This window comes from Bacillus cereus group sp. MYBK15-3, from assembly GCF_051916765.1.
Taxonomy (GTDB): Bacteria; Bacillota; Bacilli; order Bacillales; family Bacillaceae_G; genus Bacillus_A; species Bacillus_A cereus.
This window is the reverse complement of sequence record NZ_JBQAHG010000007.1, coordinates 139,680-164,629: the sequence shown is the minus strand read 5'-3', so window position 1 is coordinate 164,629 and position 24,950 is coordinate 139,680. Positions and strand designations below refer to the sequence as shown.

The following is a 24,950-nucleotide window of genomic DNA, read 5'->3' as shown; positions in this document are numbered from 1 at the left end:
AACATGCTAGAAAGGGGCTATATATGAGTAATGATAAAAAATTAAAGTTATTACACTACTTATACCTTCTCCCTGCTGTTCTATGTATAATGTTATTCATTAATGGTGATATGAGTAGCTTTCCTTATGCAAAGCTATTAGGAACAATTAGTGGCTCCTTTGCAGCTATTATGCTTGCTGCTTTTTGGAATTTGAAGCTACGTATAAAAAACGAGAAATCTTCGTAATACTAAAAAAATCGAGCTACTTAGCCCGATTTTTTTATTTGCCATTAAAACTCAACATTCTCTAAATACAACCCACTTGCCTCAGCAAGACAATTAATTTGATTGCGCTGCTTTTCCTCTAAAATGTTTGGAATTGCTTCAGCGTCTAATTGTCCTAATCCAACTTCAATTAATGCCCCGACAATTTTTCTTACCATATTATGAAGGAAGCCGTTACCACTTACTCTAATTTGTACAAACCCTGCCTCTTCCATCACATCAAGTGTATATACTTCTCGAACCATAGATTTTTTCTTTGATTTCGCATTTGAAAAAGCAGTAAAGTCATGTGAACCAACTAAATGTTTCGCAGCTGCTTTCATGCTTTTCACATTTAATTTTTTATTCACATGCATGCTGTATTTACGCATAAATGGATTTGTATGCTCTTCATTCCAAATTTTATACAGATATGTTTTTGCTTTAGAATTGTAACGAGCATGGAAACGATCATGTACTTCTTCCACATTCGTAATGCTAATATCATTAGGTAAATATTGATTTAAATATTTTTTCACTTTATGTTCCACTAACTTCTCATCACTTTGAAAGTTAGCAACTTGATTCAAAGCATGTACACCAGCGTCTGTTCTACTACAACCAATAATTTCAATTTCTTTTCCGACCATTTCAGATATGACACTTTCGATTTTTCCTTGAATTGTATTATCGTTATTACCGAGACGTTGCCATCCTTTAAAACGTGCGCCATCGTACTGAATTGTTAATTTATAATTATGCATAATATTCTCCTTCATAGAAAATATTCCCTCATACCATGAGGGAATATTAATAAACTTTACTTTCTAACAAGCTTCACTACATTTTCTACGTGAGCTGTATGCGGGAACATATCAACTGGTTGCACATACTCCACTTCATAGCTCTTCATTAATGCTTGTACATCACGTGCTAATGAAGAAGGATTACAAGACACATACACAACTTGTTTCGGCTTCACCTTTAAAATTGTTTCCAGTAATTTATCATCGCAACCTGTACGTGGTGGATCGACAACAATTACATCTGGACGCCATCCTTCTTTTACCCATTTCGGTAACCATTGTTCAGCTTTACCTGCTTCATATTTCGTATTTGTAAATCCGTGACGCTTTGCATTTTTTCTTGCATCTGCAATCGCTTCTGGAATTACATCCATACCACGTACTTCCGCTGCATCATTTGCAAGCCAAAGACCGATTGTACCAACGCCACAATACGCATCTACAATTTTCTCATCGCCTGTTAACGCAGCGGCTTTTTTTGCTTCATTATATAAAACAACGGTTTGCTCTGGATTCAACTGGAAGAACGCACGTGCTGATAATTCAAATGATAAATCACCAAGTGTTTCTTGAATTACTTCTTTTCCAGCTAATTTAAATGTTTTGTCGCCAAAAATAACAGATGTTTTACGCCAGTTTACATTTTGCATAATTGATTTAACCGCTGGCATCTGTTTTTGTACTTCTGCAATAAATTGTTCTTTATTTGGTAATTCTTCTTTTGTTGTAATAAGTGTAACTTGTACTTCACCTGTTTGAACTGCAGTACGTGTTACAATTGTGCGTACTAAACCTTTTTGTTTTTTCTCATTGTAAATAGAAACATTTAATTTTTCTAAAATACGTCTTACAACTTTTGTCGCTTCATTCGTTGCTTTATGTTGAATCATACAGTGAGCGATATCAATTAACTGATGTGAGTTTTGTTTATATAGCCCTGTAATAACCTTTTCGTCTTTACGCCCCACTTGTAATTGACTCTTATTACGATAATGCCATGGATTTTCCATGCCAAGCGTTGGACGAATTTTCTCTTCCATACTATTTTTCATGTACTTCTCAAATGCTTGTACAACGATATCACGCTTTTGATTCAATTGTTCTTTATAATCTAAATGTTGCAGCTGACAACCGCCACACTCCTCATATACTGGACACGGTGCTTTCACACGATGCGGTGAAGCTTTACGAACTTTTTTCACTTTCGCTTCAGCGAAGCCACGCTGAATTTTCGTTGTTTCTGCAACAACTTCTTCTCCTGGTAATGCCCCTGGAATGAAAACAACTTGTCTCTTAAAATAACCAACGCCTTCTCCGTTAATCCCAAGACGTTTAATTGTCACAGGAAACGTTTGACCAACTTCCAACTTACTCTCATGTTGCTTTTGTATCATTATTACACCTCTACTCTATACTTTTCCATAAATATAACGCTGCATAACTGCAGTATGGTTCACACTCTTGTTTCAATTTTTCTAAAAATGCATCATCAGGTTTATCATCTAATTGAAATATACCTTGCACTGCACGCTGAATCCCAATGTCCGCTTTCGGGAACATATTTTTCCGTCCAAGCCCAAACATTAAAAAGTTTTGCACTGTCCATGCACCAATTCCCCTAATTGGCAACAATTGTGCTGAAATGTCTTCTTCCGTCCCATTTTCTATACTCGCTAAATTTAATGTACCACTGACAATACTTCGACCTAATCCTACTATATATTCAGCCTTTCGCTGACTAAACTTCTGCTCTCTCAATTCTTCTATTGAAATATTTGCTACTATTTCCGGAGTGGGGAAAAAGAATACACCGTTCTTCTCTGTTCCATACCGTTTCACAAATTGTTCTGTTAACACAGTAGCAAATTTCAAATTTATTTGTTGGTGAATGATACAGCGAAGCAGACAAGCAAAATAATCAAATTCTAAAATAATTGGAGTATAAGCATATGTTTCAAATAGTGGACGTAATGATGTGTTTAAAAAATGATTTTGTATATCTTGAAACGGTTCATTCCAATGAAAAATGGCTCTCATTCGTTTCATGACTTTCTCCGGATTTCCTGTCTGACTAGAAATCCAAAACTGTGGATTTTGAACAGTACCAATCCCTTGTAAGCGAACAACAACCTGTTCCTCGTCGATACAAAGCGGGATATAAATAACTTTCTCATCTAATTGAATGACGTTAAGAGGATCAAAAGATAAACGTTTTAATACCTCTTCAAAATGATACGGATACTCTAACGTAACATGCTCGCTCCACATACGTTTCCCCATCCTTTTTACACATCATTATAGCATGAGAAAACCGTAAGCATACATGCTTACGGTTGATTGCCTTTTACTAAGTCATCTAGACTTTTAAAATGATACCCTTTCTCGCGCAAATCATCAATGATTTTTGCAAGTGCTTCTGCATTATCTTTTGATATTGCATGAAGTAATAAAATAGATCCTGGATGAATCATCGTCATAACATTATTATGCGCATATTGCCATCCTCTTTGCTGATCCACTTTCCAATCCAAAAATGCAAGTGACCAAAATACATTATAATAGCCCATTTCTTTCGTAAGAGCTAACGTTCTTTCACTAAATACACCGCGCGGAGGACGTACATATTTCACTTCTTTTTGCCCAGTTACTTTTTTAATTTCTTCTGTTACACTCGTTAATTCTTCACGAAGTTTCTCATCACTTACCGCTGTAAAATCAGGATGACTCCAAGAATGGTTTCCAATAATGTGTCCTTCATCCTTCATTCTTAACAATAAATCTTTTTGTGTTTTAATGTAATGTCCCGTTACAAAGAAAGTTGCTGGTACTTTTTTCTCTTTTAATACATCTAATATTTTCCCTGTGTATCCATTCTCATATCCATTATCAAATGTTAAATAAATATCTTTTTTCTTCGTATCTCCTAAATAAAACCCGCCATTTTTTTGTAGTAAATCTGTATATAACTTTCCTGCATCTGGTACTGTTTCATTTTTAGGACGCGGGATTCCCCAGTTATGTGGAGTATTTGTATAAGCCAGTGCTGAAACTGGAACAAGTGCCATCATAATTGAAAAAATGAGACCGATATATAACCATTTATATTTCATAAATAGTCTCCTTTCCATATATAATCGTACTTGTAGTTTCTGTTGCAACGCATTCTTTCATGCTGAACATGTTTTTCTATATATACCAAAAAAATGCATCTCGAATCATTCGAGATGCATTTTTTATTTACTTAAATACTGGCTCTTTAAAGCTAGCTAATTTTTCAAGTGATGTTTTATCAACATCTGCATGTAAGCTATTACCATGAGAGTCCATCGTTACAACTGCTTTAAACCCGTCGATACGTAAATGCCACATTGCTTCTGGAATACCAAATTGTAAGAAATCAACATCTTTCACTTCTTTAATACATTCAGCATAATATTGCGCTGCACCACCGATTGCGTTTAAATATACACCGCCATGTTCTTCTAAAGCCGCTAATGTTTTCGCACCCATACCGCCTTTTCCAATGACAGCGCGAATACCGAATTTCTTCATAATATCGCCTTGGTACGGTTCTTCACGAATACTTGTCGTTGGACCTGCCGCTTTAATTTGCCAATTGTCATTTTCATCTTTCACAACAACTGGACCACAGTGGTAAATAATTTGTCCATTTAAATCTACTGGACAATCATTATCCATTAAATGCTTATGGATTGCGTCACGACCTGTATACATCATGCCATTAATTGTTACAACATCACCAACGCGAAGTTCACGAATTTGCTCTTCTGTAATTGGTGCTTGTAATACAATCTCACGTTGCTCTGTTTTTTCTTGTACTTCATGCTGAAGTGTATCTTCCCCTTCTTGATATAGCCAATCCATAATGTCTCCTGTTTCAGGATGGATTTTCACACCAAGGCGACGATATGCCCAGCAATTATACGCAACAGATACATAGAAACTAGCTGGCAAACGATTATAGACGCCAATTTTACAACCAAGTAAAGTTGTTTCTCCGCCAAATCCCATCGTACCAATGCCAAGCTTGTTCGCATTTTCTAATACGTACTCTTCAAGATGTTGTAACTCTGGTACTGGATTGACATCATCTAATGTACGGAATAATTGATTTTTTGCTAATTCATAACCTGATGTGCGGTCTCCCCCGATACCAACACCAATTACACCAGCGCTACATCCTTGCCCTTGTGCTTGATATACTGCATGAAGAAGGCATTTACGAATCCCTTCTAAATCACGGCCAGCTCGTCCAAGTCCTTCTAGTTCACACGGTAAGCTATATTGAATATTTTTATTCTCACAGCCACCACCTTTTAGGATTAAACGTGCATCAATATAATCTTTTTCCCATTGTTCAAACTTAATCACCGGTGTACCTGGTCCTAAATTATTTCCACTATTGTCTCCAAAAAGAGAATCAACAGAATTGGGACGAAGTTTACCATCTTTTGTCGCCCGCTCAAGCGCATTATAGATAGCTTCCTTCAACTTTAATTGATTCACACCAACTGGTGTATAAATTTTAAACGTTGGCATCCCTGTATCTTGGCAAATCGGCGAGATGTTATCATCGGCCATTTTAATATTATTTGTAATTGTGCCAAGTGCCATCGCAGAACGAGTCCCTGCATTTTCTCGCTCTTTCGCTTGTTGAATCGCACGACGAACATCTTTCGGTAAGTTCGTTGACGTTTCAACAATTAGTTGATACATGCTTTCTTGAAGCTTTTCCATTGTTACTTCCCCCTCAATTGTGAACGCTACCAAAACGTTATGAGCTGAAAATTCAATTGTTATGCTCTTTAGCTATTTATTTCACGCTATTAGAGCATAAATGAAATTTTTCACAACTTGATTATACCTCTTTTTCTATCGTCCTTCTATTACCCGAACAGAAAAAGGCTACCAAATTGGAATTGGTAGCCTTTTTAATATATTATTCGTCTTTTTTAAATTGCTCACATTTTAATTCTAATTCATCTAACATTGCAAGAAGACGATCTACATCTTCTAATTCTACTTCTTCGGGTTCAATTGTATCAATTACTTCAATGAACATATTTAAACGTTCTTTTAAATATACTAATTGTGTATCTTTATCTTGAATTGCTTTTCCCATGAAGGCACTCTCCTTTTAATTCGAGTTGCTTTTATTATACCGCAAAAACGATTGCTATGGGCATGAAATTTCATCAATTTTGTCATAGTCATCCACTATAATGTAAGCCCTCTCTCTTTTCATGATAAAAAGTTTCACTTTATAAAAAGCACATATTCTTCTATTATAGAGAATGGACAAATTGTTATTTCAATAGTCAAAGGAGTATTTCATATGACGATATCACAAAAAATGAAGCCGATTACTCCTTCTTACGATCCATGGGAAGCGTATATGGACCTTGAAGAGTACGGCAAACTACTATTAACAAATGTTGAATTTACAACGACGACGTTATGCAATATGCGCTGTGAGCATTGCGCTGTTGGTTACACGTTACAGCCGAAAGACCCAAATCCGCTTCCGATGGATCTTTTATTAAAACGATTAGATGAGATTCCTCATTTACGTTCTTTAAGTATTACTGGCGGAGAACCTATGCTTTCAAAAAAATCCGTCGACAACTATGTAACACCACTCTTAAAATACGCCCATGAACGAGGCGTTCGCACTCAAATCAACTCTAACTTAACTATAGATTTAGCACGTTACGAACAAATTATTCCTTATTTAGACGTATTGCATATCTCTCATAACTGGGGAACAATCGATGACTTCGTTGAAGGCGGATTTGCAATGATGGAGCGTAAACCTACTTACGAACAACGTGCAAAATTATTCGAAAGAATGATTACAAATAGTAAGGCTCTATCAGATGCAGGTGTACTTGTATCTGCCGAAACAATGTTAAACAAAAGAACTCTACCACATATTGAACATATTCACCGCCAAATCGTCGAAGAGATGGGCTGTAAACGTCATGAAGTTCATCCAATGTATCCAAGTGACTTCGCGAGTAATCTAGAGATTTTAACAAAAGCTGAAATTCGTGATGCGATTGAGCATTTACTAGAAATTCGCGATGAAAATGTATGGATGTTATTTGGAACTTTACCTTTCTATGCTTGTAGCGATGACGAGCGAGACATTGCCACATTTAAAAAGTTACAAGAGAGCAAAAATGTAACTGTTCGTAACGATCCAGATGGTCGTTCACGCTTAAATGTAAATATTTTTGATGGCAATATTATCGTTACTGATTTTGGTGATGTTCCACTTCTAGGAAACATACAAACAAACACATTACAAGAAGCTTATGAAAAATGGAGCGCTTCAAAAACAGCAAAATCATTAAGCTGTCACTGTCCTGCAGTAAAATGTCTTGGACCAAATGTTCTTGTAAAAAACAGCTACTATCCGACAGAAGATTTCTTATCAAAAACAGCAAACATTACATTATAAAAAAACGTCAGCTTATAAGCTGACGTTTTTTCATGTTATTGCGAGTGGGAAGAAGAAATGAATTTAAAATACAAATGATCATGAATTGGAATAGCAGCTCCAATTCCTTGAGAAGTAATATTTTTCACAACAAGTCTTTTTTGATTTCCCTTTAATACAAGATACACTTCTCCAAATGTTACTTTTCCTTTTTCATTTACTGCTGGTGTATAAGCGTATAAATATCCGAGTTGACTCGGACTAATATTATACACACGCTCATGTCCAGTACCATAACCAATGGTCGTTTTAAACGAAAGGGGGAATTGTACTTTTTCAAGTGCTTTGAGAAGCATCATTTTTTTCACATCTGCAGCATCTTTCATATCTGCTGTTAAATCGCCTTCAACCGTCTTTTGTGTTTCTTGCTTATAGCGAAGTGGATATAGGCGATCTCCTCCACGATTATCGTAAACATTGCGATTTACTTGTTTATATTCCCAATTAACCGATGTATCAATCGATTCATAATGTAAAGCCCATTGCCCTAAATAAATCTTTGCTCGGTACCCTACCGCAAGCGGCGCATTCGAAATTGTCGTTTCATTAAACATTCGAATTAAGTCCGGATTTTCAATTTTAATATTTGCTGTTTTTAATAATTCTTGAGCAAACTTACTCGGCTGTAAACGCGGTAAATCTTGCGCATCATTTGGAAATGTATTGTCTTTAGAAATATTTAAAACAGATGAAGGCATTTTTGTTCCTACTGTTGTCTTTGCAAAACTCATGTTAGGAAATAATAAAATAAACGAGACCATAGTTGAAAGACATATGCTGTATACTCGTTTCACCTGTCTGGCTCCTTCCTATGTAGGTATATATACTACTTCGTTTATTGTTTTCTCTGAGTGCAATTGTTATGCCTATTTTTCATAATAAATAAAAACCAATTCCCATAATGACATACGCCGCTAGTAAAGTGCCACCTTCAAACCAGTTTGTATCTCCATCATTTGAAATCGCAATCGTTAAGAAAACAGCTGTAATCATAGACACAAGTTCTGGTATGGTAAATACTAAAGGCATCCTTTGCGCGAAGAACATAGATAGCAATACTAATACAGGAGCAACAAACATGGCGATTTGTAATGTAGAGCCTATTGCAATTTCGACTGCAATATTTACTTTATTTTTATAAGCCATAATAATTGCAGACGCATGTTCCGCTGCATTCCCAACAATTGCAACGATAATAACCCCTATAAATAACTCTGACCAGCCAAATGACTTTGCAACAGTTTCAAAAGTATGTACGAGTGCCTCTGACACATAAGCTACTGCCAGTGTTGCTATCGCTAAAATAAGGAGCGCCTTCCCTTTTGACCACTCTGGCTCTTCTTCATGCGCTACTTCGTCACTTTTATGTTGATATACACCACGGTGCGTAACTAACTTAAATAGTAATGCAGCAAGGTACATGATAATCATAATAATAGAAACACCTATACTTAATTGATACGTCTTGCCAGCGTTCATCTTCATTGAAAAGATCTCTGGAATAACAAAGGCCACAACAACAGCAAATATTAATAAAGCTGAATTATGCCTTGCATCATATACATTAAAACTTTGTCTTTTGTATTTAAGACCTCCAACAAAGAAAGATAACCCTCCTACCAATAATAAATTTCCAAGTACAGAACCGGTTAAAGAAGCTAACACCACTTCAATTAACCCTGCTTGAAGTGCAAAAATTGAAATGATAAGTTCAACAGCATTACCGAAAGTAGCATTTAATAATCCGCCTATTCTAGGACCAGAAACAATTGCTAGACTCTCTGTTGCTCTCCCCATAAAACCAGCTAATGCGATAATCGTAATACAATACACAGCGAACATAATTGTTTCTGGCCAATGAAGTGTTTTTCCAAGTACAGATAGTGGTACACCTATAAGCGCTACTATAAGAAATATTTTATTAAACATGCTTTTCATCCTTCCATCGTATGTATTTCTCCTCAATATTATTATTATTCTTCTCCTAACTTGTCCGATTTCATCACAATTACGTTTAAAAAATCGGATTGAAGAAAACAGTATGAAAGATATTTAAATTATCTTGTTTAAACAGACAGAATTATAAATTGTGAAAAGGGGTTAAAATTATGCACTTAAAAGAAAAAATCGCAACTATTATTCAAGGTCAACGTACCGGTGTATTATCTACAGTACGAAATGAGAAACCTCATAGCGCCTTTATGATGTTTTTCCATGAAGATTTTGTACTATATGTTGCAACAGATCGACAATCAAAAAAGATAACAGATATTGAACAAAATCCTAATGTCCATGTACTACTCGGACGAGAAGGAAAAAAATTAGATGAAGATTATATTGAAGTTGAAGGGTTAGCTTCAATCGAGGAAGACTCAACATTAAAAAACAAGTTTTGGAATAATAGCTTAAAACGTTGGTTACTCGGTCCTGAAGACCCTAATTACGTATTGATCAAAATCAATCCCGACACAATTTATTACATTGATGGTGCGGGTACGACGGAGCCTGAGTTTTTACGACTATAAAATAAAACAAGCCCCCCCTTAGGTGGGCTTGTTTTGTCGAAAAGTTCTTTTAAAAAAAATAATAAAATAGGTGGAACTTTCCAAAGATTCTGTTATATAATAGCAGTAACTTAAATAAACTGTATTAAAACAGATTGAGAGGAGAAATAAAATTGATGAAGAGAGAAGAACGCAAAAATATGATTGAATTTATTGAAAAGAAAAAAGGGATTGAGCGTGACGAATTATTGTTTATGACAGACGATGAAGTAGAACATATTTATAATGTAACGTACTTTTTATATGAGGAAATTGCAGAGTAGTATAATAATCCCCACCTTATTAAAAATATAAGGTGGGGATTATTTCGTTATTTAGCCCACTATTTACAGGCAGTAAAACTCCCACCTTAAAATTCAGGTGGAGCAAGAAGTTAAGTTGAAGTCGCGCTTTCTATAAAGCTCAATTGCTTCAACTTTATACATGAGAATCATTTTCATGTATAATACTGTAAGATTGGAGGAATTTTACTATGAGTTCGTGGCTCTTATTTGCACTATTATCAGCAATTGCTGCTGCCCTTGTATCTATTTTTGGAAAGTTTGGTTTAGACGGCATCGATGCAAACGTTGCAACAACAATTCGATCTATTATTATGGCATTATTTATGATAGGCGTTATTATCATACAAGGTAAATTTCAAAATATCGGCGACGTACTGCTAAATAAAAAAGCACTGCTATTTATCACATTAAGTGGGGTTGCAGGTGCTTCGTCATGGCTATTTTATTTTCTTGCCCTCAAAACAGGAAAGGTTTCACAAGTAGCTCCTGTCGATAAATTAAGCGTCGTATTTTCTATCATTCTCGCTATGATTATCCTCGGTGAAAAGTTAAACTTTATGACCGGTGTTGGTGTAGTCTTTATTACAGCTGGTGTATTATTTATTGCTTTCAGCTAAAAAACCGCTATTAGCGGTTTTTCTTTTTCTTTATGTACAACCATACAACACATGTAACAACTGCTGAAATTAATAAAATCCATATTCCATAATGATGTAAACTATACTCAACGAAGCGCCACTTCTCGCCTAACTTCCAGCCAAGCCCAATAAAAACACTTATCCAAATGAGCGCACCACCGTAAGCGTACAAACAAAAACGCCAAAGTGTCAAATTTGATACCCCAGCAAAATATGCCGTTAAATGACGTACTCCCGGTATAAAATAACCAATCATTAAAAGAAATGGCCCATATTTTTCAAATAAAATATGTGTTTTTTCAATGTGATGTTCTTTAATTCTAATTTTCGGCCCATATTTCTTTAAAACAGGGAGCCCAAGTTTTAAACCTAATATGTAGCTTAACGTGATCCCTAACATCGCACCAGCCATCCCACTTAAAAAAGCAGCAGTTCCTGACATAACTCCTTTTGAAACATTATAACCAACAAAGGTCAATAAAAACTCGTCTGGTATCGGTAATCCGACAATCCCACCAGCCAAAGCTATAACAATTCCAAAATAGCCATAATGCGCGATTAACTCGCCAATATGTTGTTCCATTCGGAAGACACATCCTATGCACGATCGTTATTCCACATTGTACCCTTTCTATCTTTAAGGCAAACATGGTATACATATTCACTATACATTGTTTTTATAATGAACTCTACTTCTATTCTTTCCTTTAACAGAGATAAAGTGAAACTTTAATCAGTGGGAGTTTTGTTCATCCTCTACTAATTATTAACCTATGCCAATCTTGCTTCTACAGACATCCCGACTCCCACATAACTTACTTACATTCAACAATTTTGAGATTAGATTCTTACTGCCCGCAAATAACCCGATAAAAAATAAAAATTCATATGCGTGTTTTTTTGTTACAATAAAGGAAAGTTACTTTTCGCAACGGTTTAACTCTCAAGAAAAATGATATATCTAGCAAAAACATAGTTTGGTCTATATAATGCAACTTCTACCTATTAAAAGAACATACACCCTTTTACATACGACATCATTTTTCTAAATTATACAGGGGGGAACGAACATGACCATTGAAAATCAATTTATTCAAAAAGTTTACTATAAAACATTTTTAACAGAAGAAACTTCTACTCCTGCATCCGAAGTACTCGGTGAAGCATATATAAATGAATCTAAAAATGAATTCTCCAACATTTCTAATATTCGATTTGCTCAAGGTGAATTTTATTATCAAAATAAAGATTTTGAAGCAGCTATATTTAAATGGGAAAAAGTAAATAATGCTCTTGCACTTTGGGCGACAAAAAATATTGCAGATGCTTATTTTGAACTAGGATTCTTACCAAAGGCAGAAGAAATTTATCAATCTATTCAAACGGAAGATACAACTCTTACGATGGAGGTTTCCTTACAACTTCTTTCTCTTTATATCGAACAAGATCGTTTAGGACTCGCTTTTAAGACGATTAGTGAAGCTGTTGCATTCCAACCGGATTATCCAAATATTACTGCAATTGCACGTTCTTTCTATGAAAAACAAGAAGATTGGAACAACGCTATCGAACTAGCTGTTCAAGAAGGTATTCGAACACAATCTTTACACTGGTTTGATACGTTAATAAATTACATAAACAAAGGATTTACAAAAAATATTAAGCCTGAATATTTCTATGAGTCTTTAAAAGCTCTATATGCTGTTGATCAAGCTCAATTTAAAGAACTTGTTATTGCTCTTTGGAATAGCTATCAACATGAATCCTTATACCTTCCTTGGATTCAAAGTATTAATCATTTATTCTTGCATATTGAAACAGACAATAATGACGATTGGAATGAAATTTCTACTCGCTATCAAGAAACATACTTTGCATTAATTACCGGAAATCATTTTATGCATGAATTAAACGGACTTGTACCAAATTTATTAACAAATTGGTTTAGTTTAACGAAAGCAAAAGATTCTCTAGTTGTCTCTGCAGCAGTGTTAGCATGGAATGAAGTCTCACCTACAACTTTAGAATCATTACTTGTAAAAAGTGCTGGATCCTTACTTTCTAATACATCAGCTGAAGCAGATGTAAATATGGAAACAGTTTCTCATTTATTCGAAACAATCGCTGTATGGGCTGAGAAAAATGATGTAGATTTAAGTCATCAATTTACGCTACTAGTCCATGAACTATGTGATTTAAATGTCACACCACTACTAATAGCTGGAACTAGTGACCATGATAAAACATCATTTGTTAATTCAATATTGGGAGAGAACATCTTAACTGAAACTTTAACAACTCCTATTCTATTTAAAGACGCTAGTCAAACTGAAATAACAGAATTTACCGAGTTAGATATACGAAATATCCCTAACCTTGATGAATTCCATCAAATAACGGCTACATCTGCTCAGTCAGAAATTGAGAAAAAATGTATAGAAATTAAGCTACCAAGTAGGTTTTTAAGAAAAAATAAGTTTACATTTCTTCTTACACCATCCATTCAAGAGCAATTGGATAAAAACAATGCATACTTTGAATACTTACAAGCAGCAGATAGTCTTGTTTACGTATTAAATTCTTCTTCACCATTGCATAGTAAAGAAATTGATACATTAATTTATTTACGTGAACAAGTACCAAACTTACAAATTCACTTCGTATTACACACAAATAATACGACTACTAATGAAAAACTAATTAGTAAACTTAAAGTACATTTTCCAGATGCACAATTCTTCCCATACTCTCCTTCGCAAGAGAGTAGCCAGCAACTTGGAGATGTAACAGAATCTATTCTCTCTACTCTTGCAAAACGCGATATAGAAAAAGAACGTATAGAAAAGCTAATATGGTTTACACAAAAGACAATTGCTTATCTCATAAATGAACGTGTGGAATTAGAAAATACATTAGTAAAATCCGTACGCTGGAATAAACACATCTCAGTGAAACTTACCGGATTTATTAATAACCTTACTGCTCTTGAAAAAGATAAAATTCGCTCTATTACCGAATCCTATCTTTTAACGAAAGAAGAAATTACACGAGATATACATTCTCAAATTCCTGAATTATTACAGAGTTGCTCTGATCTTGTTCAAGAAGATAGTGATTTCAAACTAGTTCATGAAGAATTAAATGCTGCAATGAATGAACGTGTTCAAAAGCATGTACAACAGGTACTTCTTCCTAAATTTACTGGGTCTATTCAAGAATGGATTGAAACCGCACATAATGAATTTATTCAAGCTCAAGCTTATTTAGATGAAATGAGTGAAACGTTTAATAAATTATATAAAGAAGAACGTATGAAACTTCCTTGCGATTTCAAATTATTAGATGATTGGAATCGAGATGTTGCACGAATGACAAATCGAATTACAGTAACGAACATCAATATTTTATTACGCTTTACACCGACACAGTTTTTCTTAAAAAGTGCCGGAAAATTATTTGGTAATATGCAAAAAAACCAATCTATGCTCGCCAACAAATATAAACAATATATTGAAACAGAAGACTATACAGAAATTGCTCACACAATTTCCAAACAATTCTTCCTTCAATTTGAAGTATTTGAAGGTGCATTAGAACGTGATATCATGATGTTCTTCAAAGATCCACTTAATATATTGAAACAAAATGTAGATGCAGCTCAACTTGAGATACAGGAAGACGAGCAAACATTAGCGACGCTAAGAAGCAATCCAGAAACATATCATGATCCTTTGGCGTTATTTAAACTACAATTACTACAACATAAATTTGTTTTAAGTACTACAAAGAAACATGAAGATATCTTTGTATCAAACGAATCTCCTATTGTTTAACAAAAAAACCAAGCAAACTAAAATTTGCTTGGTTTTTTTTACTTTATTATTTTCATATGTTCAAACGGATAATAAATGCCTGCTAACTTTCCTAACACATCTTCTCTATCAATAAAACCTAAACCATTTCTACTATCTTTACTTATTAAGCGATTATCTCCCATAACAAAAATCTTATTTTCAGGAACTGTAATCGGTCCAAAGTCCTCTGTTAAATTCATAAGTTTTTTTTCTGCTTGTTTTTTATTACTATCCAAATACTCTTCATCTTTCACTTCATAATTTACATATAATTGATCATTTCTCATCTCAATTATATCTCCAGGCAATCCAATCACTCTTTTGACATAAAAATTATCTGTTTTCACAACAATAATATCTTCTCTCCCATAGCTTTCAAATTGTTTTGCTAACTTATTAACAATCACCTTATCTCCATCTTGCAACGTTGGCCTCATAGATGCTCCTTTTACAGTCGTCGGAAAAAACACAAAAATTTTCGCCAAAAACACCAATAAACATGCAATTGCAATAGTTCCAAAGAATTCACGCCAACGTTTTTTCTTTTGCATCATTTCACCAACTCATCATCTTTTTACTTTTATTATAAATAATACGACCGATGATTTTCTACAAAATTCTGAATTATAAAATTATAATATTAGAAATTTTAAAATAAAAATACTGATCAAATTAACAAGCAAAAAAGATACTCTCAAAATAGTCTATCCACTATTTTTGAGAGTATCTTTTTATAATCCCACATATATAATACACATTTGAGCAGCTACATATGTAAACCAAATCCAAAGTGGCTCATACTTCAATTTACGCCCTCCGATATCTGTCACGCCAATAATGAAATCAGAAATTACAAACAGTAAGCCACCAAACGCTGGTATCCACCATATCCCTGTATTTTCATAATATAAGGCGAATGCAAAGCAAGCCATTCCTCCAACCCACAATCCGTAAATTAGAGCTCCTATCGTAAACAACTTATCCTGCTTATCATTTCGGATAAAGAAGAACCATCCTACAATTAGAAAGAGCCCATATACGAGTAAGCCAATCCAAAAACCATTCCATGAAATTCCTGTTTGCAAAAATGCTTTTACATAAAAACAATGAGCAAGAGCGAAAGTAACCATCCCTCCAATTAATCGATGACCAATTGGAATCAGCCCAGCCATAAACAAATCTCCCACAGTCGATAAAGTCATACCAAGTGCAACCCACGTACTATACTCTACAGATGGATCTTGTAACCATATGCAAATTGCACTACCTGTTAAAGAAAAACTAAGAATAAGACGAATTGCTAAAGGTAACGGCATATTATCTTTCGTTCTTTTTGTCTGCCCCATTGCATAAATTGCACCAATAAAAAAAAGAAATATTTGCCCAATTAACACCACATAAAGTAGATTCATAATATTTTCTCCTCAATAAATGCTTTTTGTATCTTTTTTCGTTACACTTAGTCTATTATCCTTTTTCTATAAAAAAAGAAGAACAGTACTGTTCTTCCATTGTAATCGCTTTTCTGCTCTCTATGCTACTTGTTTTTCTTGCTCCATTTTTTGCTTAGCTGGTGTCCTATTTACCACAATGATTCCCGCGGCTACACATGCTAAACCGAGTAGCACAAATGAATGAATTGCTTCACCTAAAATCATGCTCGATAATAACACACCAAATACGGGTATAAAGAACATATACATAGATACTTTTCCAACCTTGTTATACTTCATAATTGTATTCCAAATGTAAAAACCAGCTGCAGATAAGAAAGATAAATAAATTAGCATAAGTAGTGCATGTAGACTAAATGTAAATGGCATGACTCCAACTTGTAAAGCCCCTATACATAATAATCCTATAGAACCAAAAATCATTTGGTATGCTGTCATATAACCAATATCTAATGTTTTACTACCTTCTTTTGCTAATATGTTTCCATATGAATACAGCATTGCTGCACTAAGAAGTAATAAGCTTCCGATCCCAAAATGAAATGATAAGCTACCATCACTCGGCACATTTACTAAAATGACGCCACAAAAACCAATAGATACCCCAATTAATTTTCTCATATTGAGAGCATCATCTTTATATAAAAAATGGGCGAGTAAAATTTGAAAGAATGATGATGTTCCTGAAATGATAGCTCCTTCAATTCCTGAACTATAACTCATTCCAATGTAAAAACAGATATATTGAAGAAACGTTTGGAATAAACCAATTTGTATTAACTGTTTCCCTGTTCCTTTTTTGAAGCTCATATCTTTTCCTAACACTTTAAAGAATAATAAGAGCATGACTCCAGATAAAAAGAAACGATAACCGGCAAATAATATTTGCTCTCCAACTTCTTGTGGTTGAATTCCAAGTTCAACATAACTTAATTTAATAAAAGGAAATGCGCTTCCCCATAAAAAAGTTGCTACTATTGCAGCAATAAATACGCCAATCGGATGGGTAAAAATTTTCTCTGTCTTCACTTGTTGTCTTCCTTTCCGACCTTTTTATGAACAATATTCATATATACCAGAGGAGTTGCGAAAACACAAGTTTTCCGTTTATACTTGAAACAAAACCGTACCATCTCATAAAAACATATGATATACTATAGAATAATTACAACATAAGAACTATTAAAAACAGATTCAACAGAAATGCTGCTATCCATTATGGATGGCAGCTTTCGTCGTTTTATAGGGGTTTCGATTTTGATTATTTTTCTCAATAAGAATGCGGAAGGAGCGGGTAGTAATGAACTCAGAAGTAAAAACGTTACAGTCAAAAGAAACAATTTCCCATCCCTCTTTATGGGACACATTAAAAAAACATTATGAACTTGTATTTGCAGTAGCATCTGGTATTTTTATTTTAGTTGGCTGGTTATTCACAAAGAACGATGTAATGAATGTAGGTATTACTTGCTATATCCTTGCTTATATAGTTGGTGGATATGCAAAAGCGAAAGAAGGCATTGAAGATACGATTGAAGAAAAAGAGCTAAATGTTGAAATGCTAATGCTCTTTGCAGCTATTGGTGCTGCAATTATTGGCTACTGGGCAGAAGGGGCTATCTTAATCTTTATCTTCGCGCTCAGCGGTGCTATGGAATCTTATACATTAAGTAAGAGCCAAAAAGAAATTTCCGCTCTTCTTGACTTACAACCCGAAGAAGCATTACGCATTTCCAACGGAACTGAGGAACGTGTTCCTGTTGGAGAGTTACAAATTAACGACATTATTTTAATTAAACCAGGTGAACGTGTTCCTGCTGACGGTACGATTCATAACGGTGAAACAAATATCGATGAAGCAGCAATCACGGGAGAACCTATTCCAAATGAGAAAAGACATGGCGATGAAGTATTTGCAGGTACTGTAAATTTACGTGGTGCTATCGAAATTAAAATTACGAAGCCGAGCGATCAAACATTATTCCAAAAGATTATCCGTCTCGTCCAAAGTGCACAAAGTGAAAAATCACCATCACAACTATTCATCGAAAAGTTTGAAGGAACATACGTAAAAGGTGTACTACTCGTTGTTGCGCTTATGATGTTCGTTCCTCATTTCTTACTTGACTGGAGCTGGAATGAAACGTTTTATCGCGCTATGATCTTACTTGTAGTCGCATCTCCTTGTGCACTCGTTGCTGCCATTACACCAGCAACGTTATCTGCAATTTCTAACGGAGCAAGAAATGGAATTCTCTTTAAAGGTGGCATACATTTAGAACGCCTCGCTTCAGTAAGAGCAATCGCCTTTGATAAAACAGGTACATTAACGGAAGGTAAACCTACCGTAACAGATGTATATGTTCGAGAAAATATAACAGAAAAAGAAGTACTTTCTATTACAGCATCCATTGAAAGTCACTCTACACATCCTTTGGCTGAATCTATTGTTAAATATGCACAACATGCGTACGACATTACATTAAAAAAACCTGAAAAGGTTGAAGATGTAACTGGTTTTGGGCTAAAAGGAATATTCGAAAACAACGCTTATAAAATAGGTAAAGCTGATTTTATCGGTGAAGAAACAAAAACATTTCATAATGGTATTTCTGCCTCACTTGAAAAGGAAGGTAAAACTGTCGTTTATATTAGTGATGAGGGAGGCATTCTTGGACTTATCGCTTTAAAAGATACGCTTCGCCAAGAAACAATAGCTGCTATTCGTGAATTACAAAGCATTGGTGTCGAAGCAATTATGATTACTGGAGATAATGAAGAAACGGCAAAAGCAATTGCCTCTGAAAGTAATATAAAGGAATATTACGCATCATGTTTACCAGAAACAAAAGTTGAAACGATTAAAAAGTTAAAAGAAAAATACGGTACAGTAGCAATGGTCGGAGACGGTATAAATGATGCACCTGCACTAGCTACTGCTAGCATTGGTGTCGCAATGGGAGAAGGAACAGATGTAGCTTTAGAAACTGCGGATGTTGTACTGATGAAGAACGAACTATCTCGTCTTTCCCAAGCAATTCGTTTATCAAAACGAATGAACCGTATTGTGAAGCAAAACGTAATCTTTTCGCTAGCCGTTATTGCCATGCTAATTTGTTCAAACTTCTTGCAATTTTTAGCTCTTCCATTCGGTGTTATTGGCCATGAAGGAAGTACGATTCTTGTCATTTTGAATGGCTTACGATTATTAAAAGGCAGCAAATAAAACGGGTCCCTCATAGAGGACCCGTTTTTTTTAATGATAGCTATTATGACCGTTCGCACTGCTACTCGTTTTATGCTTTGGATGCGAACTGCTCTTTTGTTTATTATTACTTTTATTGTTATGGTTCTTTTTATTATTACTCATGAAATATCCCCCCTGTTCCTTTTTATTATGGAACAAGAGCTCATTATTCATTACGGGAATTATTGTCACCGGTTCTATAATGGTGGAGTAAACCATTAATTTCACCGCCAAGTAAAATTACCCATCCAGTTAAGTAAAACCATAACATTAAAATAATGATACCACCGAGACCACCATATGTATTGGCGTAATTCGCAAACTTATCTACATAATAAGCAAATGAGTACGATACCACAATCCATCCTACAGTAGCAAATAACGCCCCTGAAATAACTTCTCTTCTTTTTAACTTTCGATCTGGGGCAAATGTATATAAGAAACTAAACAAAGCAAATAGCACGAAGAAACTCGCTACTAATCGTGTAATGCTCCACACGAAAGAAAAACTATCTGATAAACCGAGTGCTTTAAACACTGCTGCTCCAATAACTTGTCCGAATACCGGAACAATTAACGCAAAGACAATCATAAAAATAATGGCTAATGTAAACACAATTGATAACGCTCTTGTTGTAATAAAAGAACGTGTTTCCTTCACGTCATAAGCGCGGTTAAAAGCATTCATAACCGCATTAACACCATTTGAGGCAAACCATAACATGGATAATAAACCAAATGATAATAAACCACCATTTTGCTGGTTTACAACTTTATCTACATTTACCTCAATTAAGTTCATTGCATCATCTGGTACATAAACCTCTAATAAACTAAGCACATCCTCTGTTTGAATGGGAATAAATCCAAGAAGCGTAATTAAGAAAACGAGCCCAGGAAAAATTGCAAGCAAGAAGAAATAAGCGAGCTGTGCTGCCAAGCCCGCTACATCATCGCGCATCGTCCGGTCATATAAATCTTTACCAAACGAATAAGTACGATTTCTTCTCACCTTTTCTAAAATTTTTCTCATATATGTTTAAACGCTTTTCTTCTCTTCTTTATCTTGCTTTAACTCAATGTACGCTTCAGTTTTTTTTTCCACTGCATTTGAGTCTTTCATAAATAATTCACGCGCTTCTTTCATACCACCATCTTCAGCAACTACTGGCTCTTCTTCTGCTTTCAGCTCATCTACCTTTGGAGATACAGCTTGAATTTCAATCGTTTCTGGCTTTTCTTCTGGCTCAACTTTTTTCTTACTAAAAATTTCTTTCGTTTCTTTTAACGTCTCTACAACAGATGGCGTTAATTTTTTAATTTCTGCTACTTTCGCTTTTACCACATTGAAATCAGCAAGTTCGCGTCCTTTATCTGTAACAGTTTGCACTTTTTCTTTGATCTTTGCATTTTCACCAATTTCAATCATCTTTGTTTTTGCTTTTTCTGCTGTATTTTTTACTTTTTCACGGTTTTCTTTCTTTAACATGGATACAGCTACACCTGCCGCTACACCAATCGCAATGTTTCGAGCAATATTATTTTTCTTTGCCATATTCCTTCACCCTTTCATTTCTTATGTTAGAAAGTATTTCTTTCTAAGCTTCCTCATATTCCTTGTTCATTTCGAATGAAAGCTAATAGCTTTGCACACCCTTCTGTTACAAGGTCATATACTTCTTGGAAATTCCCTGTATAGTAAGGGTCAGGAACGTCTGTCCAGCCACCGTCTGGAACAAAGTCGGACAGCCTACCAATATAGCCTCCAGTTTTACCTAAACTTTTTAAATCTGCTATATTCTTGTTGTCCATGGCAATAATATAATCAAACTTTGTTAAGTCTTCTTTTTCTACTTGCCTTGCTTTAATTCCTTCAAAAGTGACTGCATTTTCTTTTAAAATTTTTTGTGTTCCTTTATGTGGCGGATGGCCAACATGCCAATCTCCAGTTCCTGCAGAATCAATGACAATTTTCTCTTCAAGTCCCTCTTTTACGACAAGATTTCGAAAAATCGCTTCTGCCATCGGAGAACGGCAAATGTTCCCAAGACAAACAAACAATACTTGAACCATACTTTTGTTTCTTCCCTTCTTGGTGCATTTCTTAATATATACTTATAGTATAAACAACCAATTATTAAATATAAAGGAAATCCCTACTAATTTAATGGGATTGAAAAGATTCATTAACGAAAATGATAAAAAATGTTAAGATAGCCTTATGTTATTTTAAAGGGGGACACTTCGGTGGATTTATCCGTAAAGTCAGAAGAAAACGTTGAATATATGGTCGAAGCTATTAAAGAAAAATTACGTATGGTTAATGCTGGAGCGATGAGAGCTGCTAGTTTTAACGAAGAAATGTACGAAGATTTACGTGACATTTATGATCATGTTATGAAACGTGAAACATTCAGCATTAGTGAAATGCAAGCTATTACAGAAGAATTAGGTACATTAATTAAAAAGTAAAAAAGCCTCTCTTATATGAGGCTCTTTTTTATTTCCAACAAATTCATGACAACTCATCTCTTTCCCTCAACCAACTGTAAAATATTGTACAATAGAAGTAGAACCTCATCTTAGATTTTTTCTCCATACATACTACTCACAAATAATAGCAACACTACCATTGCTAACTGTTTTTACTGGAGGTGCTTACTTATGAGCAATTGGTACAGTAAGACGAAAGATCAAACATTAATTGACCTAGAAACAAACGAACAACACGGTTTAACAGATGAAATTGTAAGTGAACGTTTAAAGCAATACGGTTCTAATGAATTAGCTACAAAACAAAAACGCACTTTATGGCAGCGTATTTTCGCCCAAATTAATGACGTCCTCGTATATGTCCTTATTATTGCTGCCCTTATTTCTGCCTTTGTAGGTGAATGGGCGGATGCCAGTATTATCGCGCTTGTTGTAGTTTTAAATGCTGTTATCGGTGTTGTCCAAGAATCTAAAGCAGAACAAGCTTTAGAGGCACTAAAAAAGATGGCAACACCTAAAGCTATCGTCAAGAGACATGGTGAACTAAAAGAAATTCCATCTGAACACGTCGTTCCAGGGGATATCGTTATGCTCGATGCCGGACGATATATCCCATGCGATTTACGCCTTATTGAAACCGCAAATTTAAAAGTTGAAGAATCTGCTCTAACTGGTGAATCTGTCCCTGTTGATAAAGAGGCAATCTACCACCCTTCCATGCAAAGTGATGAACAAGTACCACTCGGCGATCAAAAAAACATGGCCTTTATGTCTACTCTTGTAACATACGGAAGAGGCGTCGGTGTTGCTGTTGAAACTGGAATGAACTCACAAATTGGTAAGATTGCTACCCTTTTACATGAAGCAGACGATGATATGACACCACTTCAAAAAAGCTTAGCACAAGTCGGAAAATATTTAGGCTTTGTCGCTGTAGCTATTTGTATCATTATGTTCCTCATCGGTTTTTTACAAGGCCGGGATACGTTAGAAATGTTTATGACTGCTATTAGTTTAGCCGTTGCAGCTATTCCAGAAGGCTTGCCAGCTATCGTTTCCATCGTTCTTGCAATTGGTGTGCAACGTATGATTAAACAAAACGTTATCATTCGCAAACTACCAGCTGTTGAAGCCCTCGGTTCTGTCACAATTATTTGTTCAGATAAAACAGGTACGTTAACGCAAAATAAAATGACCGTTACTCACTTTTATAGTGATAACACATACGATCGCTTAGAAAGTTTAAATGTAAATAATGATGCGCAACGTCTATTGTTAGAAAATATGGTGCTATGTAATGATGCGTCTTATAATAAAGAATCACAAACGGGAGACCCGACTGAAATTGCACTTCTCGTTGCTGGAACCACTTTTAACATGCAAAAAGATTATTTAGAAAAAATACATGAACGTGTTAACGAAGTACCTTTCGATTCAGATCGTAAAATGATGTCAACCGTGCATACATACGATGAAAGCTACTATAGCATGACGAAAGGCGCTATCGATAAGCTCTTACCTAGATGTACCCACATATTTAAAAACGGTAAAATAGAGGATCTAACAGAGGCTGATAAAAATCAAATATTAGAAGCTGCTGGGGCAATGTCTCGAGAAGCTTTAAGAGTGCTTTCATTCGCATTTAAACAATACAATTCAAGCAATGTGGATATAGATCATCTCGAAGAAAACCTCATCTTTATTGGTCTTGTCGGTATGATTGATCCACCGCGAACTGAAGTAAAAGATTCCATTACAGAATGTAAAAAAGCCGGTATTCGCACAGTTATGATTACTGGAGATCATAAAGATACCGCCTTTGCGATTGCCAAAGAACTTGGTATTGCTGAAGAAATATCTGAAATTATGATTGGAACTGAATTAGATAACATTTCAGATACAGAGCTAGCAAGCAAAATTAATCACTTGAATGTATTCGCGAGGGTCTCTCCAGAGCATAAAGTGAAAATTGTAAAGGCATTACGCGCGAAAGGAAATATCGTTTCTATGACTGGTGATGGCGTCAATGACGCTCCATCTTTAAAACAAGCAGATGTTGGCGTAGCGATGGGCATTACAGGAACAGACGTTGCAAAAGGGGCAGCAGATGTCGTGTTAACAGATGATAATTTCTCATCTATTGTGAAAGCCGTTGAAGAAGGTAGAAATATTTATCGTAACATAAAAAAATCAATTCTCTTTCTACTCTCTTGTAACTTCGGAGAAATTATCGCTTTATTTTTAGCGATTTTACTCGGCTGGGCAACACCACTACGACCTATTCATATTTTGTGGGTGAATTTAATTACAGATACACTGCCTGCATTATCACTTGGGGTTGATCCTGAAGATCCAGATGTGATGAAGGAAAAACCACGACATGCGAAAGAAAGCTTATTTAGTGGCAGCGTTCCTTTCCTGATTTTCAATGGAGTTATCATTGGACTTTTAACGCTAATAGCTTTTATCGCCGGAGCAAAATTCTATACTGGAGATACAAATTTATTCCCTCTTTTCCCAGAGCGAATTGATGAAGATGCTCTATTACACGCTCAAACGATGGCATTTGTCGTTCTTAGTTTTTCTCAGCTCGTTCATTCATTTAACTTGCGTTCAAGAACGAAATCCATTTTTTCAATTGGGGTATTTACAAATAAATATTTAGTCTTCTCTCTTCTTATCGGTATTTTAATGCAAGTTTGTATCATCTCTATCCCACCTCTTGCAAATATATTCGGTGTACATGCATTAACGATGCGAGATTGGGGATTTGTTCTCTTATTAAGTATCATTCCACTTGTTGTGAATGAGATTATTAAATTAGTGAAGAGAAACTAAAAGG

At 35.1% G+C, this 24,950-nt stretch carries 24 protein-coding genes; 9 read left to right on the top strand and 15 right to left on the bottom strand.

What is annotated here, in order from left to right; genetic code table 11:
* The first annotated feature begins 23 nt into the window (after positions 1 to 23).
* Positions 24 to 227: a hypothetical protein gene (locus ACTFR8_RS25430; RefSeq protein WP_000063854.1), complete on the top strand. Its 204-nt coding sequence runs from the start codon at positions 24 to 26 to the stop codon at positions 225 to 227.
* A 44-nt stretch (positions 228 to 271) separates the two neighbouring features.
* Here ACTFR8_RS25430 and truA read toward each other — a convergent pair whose 3' ends face one another.
* The 6 genes from truA to ACTFR8_RS25400 form a co-directional block, all read right to left on the bottom strand.
* Positions 272 to 1,009, bottom strand: coding sequence for a tRNA pseudouridine(38-40) synthase TruA (gene truA / locus ACTFR8_RS25425; protein ID WP_000553118.1), 738 nt, complete (start codon positions 1,007 to 1,009; stop codon positions 272 to 274).
* A 56-nt stretch (positions 1,010 to 1,065) separates the two neighbouring features.
* Positions 1,066 to 2,445, bottom strand: a complete 1,380-nt coding sequence (gene rlmD / locus ACTFR8_RS25420; protein ID WP_000615200.1) for a 23S rRNA (uracil(1939)-C(5))-methyltransferase RlmD — start codon at positions 2,443 to 2,445, stop codon at positions 1,066 to 1,068.
* A gap of 10 nt (positions 2,446 to 2,455) precedes the next feature.
* Positions 2,456 to 3,319 carry a DNA-3-methyladenine glycosylase family protein gene (locus tag ACTFR8_RS25415; protein WP_088046116.1) on the bottom strand — a complete coding sequence of 288 codons (864 nt, stop codon included), beginning with the start codon at positions 3,317 to 3,319 and terminating at the stop codon, positions 2,456 to 2,458.
* Positions 3,320 to 3,378: 59 nt separating this feature from the next.
* A complete protein-coding gene (pdaA, locus tag ACTFR8_RS25410; protein WP_030022826.1) occupies positions 3,379 to 4,161 on the bottom strand; it encodes a delta-lactam-biosynthetic de-N-acetylase in 783 nt (260 codons plus the stop codon).
* A 127-nt stretch (positions 4,162 to 4,288) separates the two neighbouring features.
* A complete protein-coding gene (fumA, locus tag ACTFR8_RS25405; RefSeq protein WP_000413523.1) occupies positions 4,289 to 5,809 on the bottom strand; it encodes a class I fumarate hydratase in 1,521 nt (506 codons plus the stop codon).
* A gap of 202 nt (positions 5,810 to 6,011) precedes the next feature.
* Positions 6,012 to 6,194 carry an SE1561 family protein gene (locus ACTFR8_RS25400; protein WP_000513558.1) on the bottom strand — a complete coding sequence of 61 codons (183 nt, stop codon included), beginning with the start codon at positions 6,192 to 6,194 and terminating at the stop codon, positions 6,012 to 6,014.
* A 213-nt stretch (positions 6,195 to 6,407) separates the two neighbouring features.
* On the opposite strand from ACTFR8_RS25400, the gene yfkAB reads away from it, so the two are divergent.
* Positions 6,408 to 7,535 (top strand): radical SAM/CxCxxxxC motif protein YfkAB, encoded by a 1,128-nt coding sequence (gene yfkAB, locus ACTFR8_RS25395; RefSeq protein WP_000156023.1) that lies wholly within the window; start codon positions 6,408 to 6,410, stop codon positions 7,533 to 7,535.
* Between the two features lie 35 nt (positions 7,536 to 7,570).
* Here yfkAB and ACTFR8_RS25390 read toward each other — a convergent pair whose 3' ends face one another.
* Positions 7,571 to 8,368, bottom strand: a complete 798-nt coding sequence (locus ACTFR8_RS25390; protein WP_001986305.1) for a YfkD famly protein — start codon at positions 8,366 to 8,368, stop codon at positions 7,571 to 7,573.
* A gap of 79 nt (positions 8,369 to 8,447) precedes the next feature.
* On the bottom strand, positions 8,448 to 9,503 hold the full coding sequence (gene cax / locus ACTFR8_RS25385) for a calcium/proton exchanger (RefSeq protein ID WP_030022808.1): 1,056 nt from the start codon (positions 9,501 to 9,503) through the stop codon (positions 8,448 to 8,450).
* Between the two features lie 179 nt (positions 9,504 to 9,682).
* Here cax and ACTFR8_RS25380 point away from each other — a divergent pair, with 179 nt between their 5' ends.
* The 3 genes from ACTFR8_RS25380 (at position 9,683) to ACTFR8_RS25370 (ending at position 11,039) form a co-directional block, all read left to right on the top strand.
* A complete protein-coding gene (locus ACTFR8_RS25380) occupies positions 9,683 to 10,099 on the top strand; it encodes a pyridoxamine 5'-phosphate oxidase family protein (protein WP_000550220.1) in 417 nt (138 codons plus the stop codon).
* Positions 10,100 to 10,254: 155 nt separating this feature from the next.
* On the top strand, positions 10,255 to 10,401 hold the full coding sequence (locus tag ACTFR8_RS25375; RefSeq protein ID WP_000817786.1) for a BH0509 family protein: 147 nt from the start codon (positions 10,255 to 10,257) through the stop codon (positions 10,399 to 10,401).
* Between the two features lie 209 nt (positions 10,402 to 10,610).
* Entirely contained in the window at positions 10,611 to 11,039 is a 429-nt protein-coding gene (locus ACTFR8_RS25370) for an EamA family transporter (protein ID WP_000100296.1), read from the top strand.
* 10 nt (positions 11,040 to 11,049) lie between these two features.
* Here ACTFR8_RS25370 and ACTFR8_RS25365 read toward each other — a convergent pair whose 3' ends face one another.
* Entirely contained in the window at positions 11,050 to 11,643 is a 594-nt protein-coding gene (locus ACTFR8_RS25365) for a DedA family protein (protein WP_000434878.1), read from the bottom strand.
* Positions 11,644 to 12,130: 487 nt separating this feature from the next.
* Between ACTFR8_RS25365 and ACTFR8_RS25360 the strand changes: the two genes are divergently transcribed.
* On the top strand, positions 12,131 to 14,893 hold the full coding sequence (locus ACTFR8_RS25360) for a tetratricopeptide repeat protein (protein ID WP_030022792.1): 2,763 nt from the start codon (positions 12,131 to 12,133) through the stop codon (positions 14,891 to 14,893).
* A 38-nt stretch (positions 14,894 to 14,931) separates the two neighbouring features.
* On the opposite strand, the gene lepB is transcribed toward ACTFR8_RS25360, so the two are convergent.
* From lepB to ACTFR8_RS25345, 3 genes are all read right to left on the bottom strand, one after another.
* On the bottom strand, positions 14,932 to 15,468 hold the full coding sequence (gene lepB / locus ACTFR8_RS25355; RefSeq protein WP_044584100.1) for a signal peptidase I: 537 nt from the start codon (positions 15,466 to 15,468) through the stop codon (positions 14,932 to 14,934).
* Positions 15,469 to 15,645: 177 nt separating this feature from the next.
* Entirely contained in the window at positions 15,646 to 16,326 is a 681-nt protein-coding gene (locus ACTFR8_RS25350; protein ID WP_001051070.1) for a lysoplasmalogenase, read from the bottom strand.
* A 120-nt stretch (positions 16,327 to 16,446) separates the two neighbouring features.
* Entirely contained in the window at positions 16,447 to 17,397 is a 951-nt protein-coding gene (locus ACTFR8_RS25345; protein WP_000845728.1) for a DMT family transporter, read from the bottom strand.
* A gap of 271 nt (positions 17,398 to 17,668) precedes the next feature.
* Here ACTFR8_RS25345 and ACTFR8_RS25340 point away from each other — a divergent pair, with 271 nt between their 5' ends.
* A complete protein-coding gene (locus ACTFR8_RS25340; protein WP_001083772.1) occupies positions 17,669 to 19,594 on the top strand; it encodes a heavy metal translocating P-type ATPase in 1,926 nt (641 codons plus the stop codon).
* A 187-nt stretch (positions 19,595 to 19,781) separates the two neighbouring features.
* On the opposite strand, the gene ACTFR8_RS25335 is transcribed toward ACTFR8_RS25340, so the two are convergent.
* Genes ACTFR8_RS25335 through ACTFR8_RS25325 form a run of 3 tightly spaced genes read right to left on the bottom strand, consistent with a single transcriptional unit; the run spans position 19,782 to position 21,688 of the window.
* Positions 19,782 to 20,648 (bottom strand): YihY/virulence factor BrkB family protein, encoded by an 867-nt coding sequence (locus tag ACTFR8_RS25335; protein WP_001226536.1) that lies wholly within the window; start codon positions 20,646 to 20,648, stop codon positions 19,782 to 19,784.
* A 6-nt stretch (positions 20,649 to 20,654) separates the two neighbouring features.
* Positions 20,655 to 21,170 (bottom strand): DUF4075 domain-containing protein, encoded by a 516-nt coding sequence (locus tag ACTFR8_RS25330; protein ID WP_001085388.1) that lies wholly within the window; start codon positions 21,168 to 21,170, stop codon positions 20,655 to 20,657.
* A 53-nt stretch (positions 21,171 to 21,223) separates the two neighbouring features.
* On the bottom strand, positions 21,224 to 21,688 hold the full coding sequence (locus ACTFR8_RS25325) for a low molecular weight protein-tyrosine-phosphatase (RefSeq protein WP_000250916.1): 465 nt from the start codon (positions 21,686 to 21,688) through the stop codon (positions 21,224 to 21,226).
* 174 nt (positions 21,689 to 21,862) lie between these two features.
* Here ACTFR8_RS25325 and ACTFR8_RS25320 point away from each other — a divergent pair, with 174 nt between their 5' ends.
* Together ACTFR8_RS25320 and ACTFR8_RS25315 are read left to right on the top strand one after the other, a co-directional pair.
* The gene (locus ACTFR8_RS25320) at positions 21,863 to 22,087 is read left to right on the top strand and encodes a DUF1128 domain-containing protein (RefSeq protein ID WP_000366196.1); all 225 of its coding nucleotides are present in this window, start codon (positions 21,863 to 21,865) and stop codon (positions 22,085 to 22,087) included.
* A gap of 192 nt (positions 22,088 to 22,279) precedes the next feature.
* A complete protein-coding gene (locus ACTFR8_RS25315) occupies positions 22,280 to 24,946 on the top strand; it encodes a cation-translocating P-type ATPase (protein ID WP_000073694.1) in 2,667 nt (888 codons plus the stop codon).
* Positions 24,947 to 24,950 lie beyond the last annotated feature (4 nt).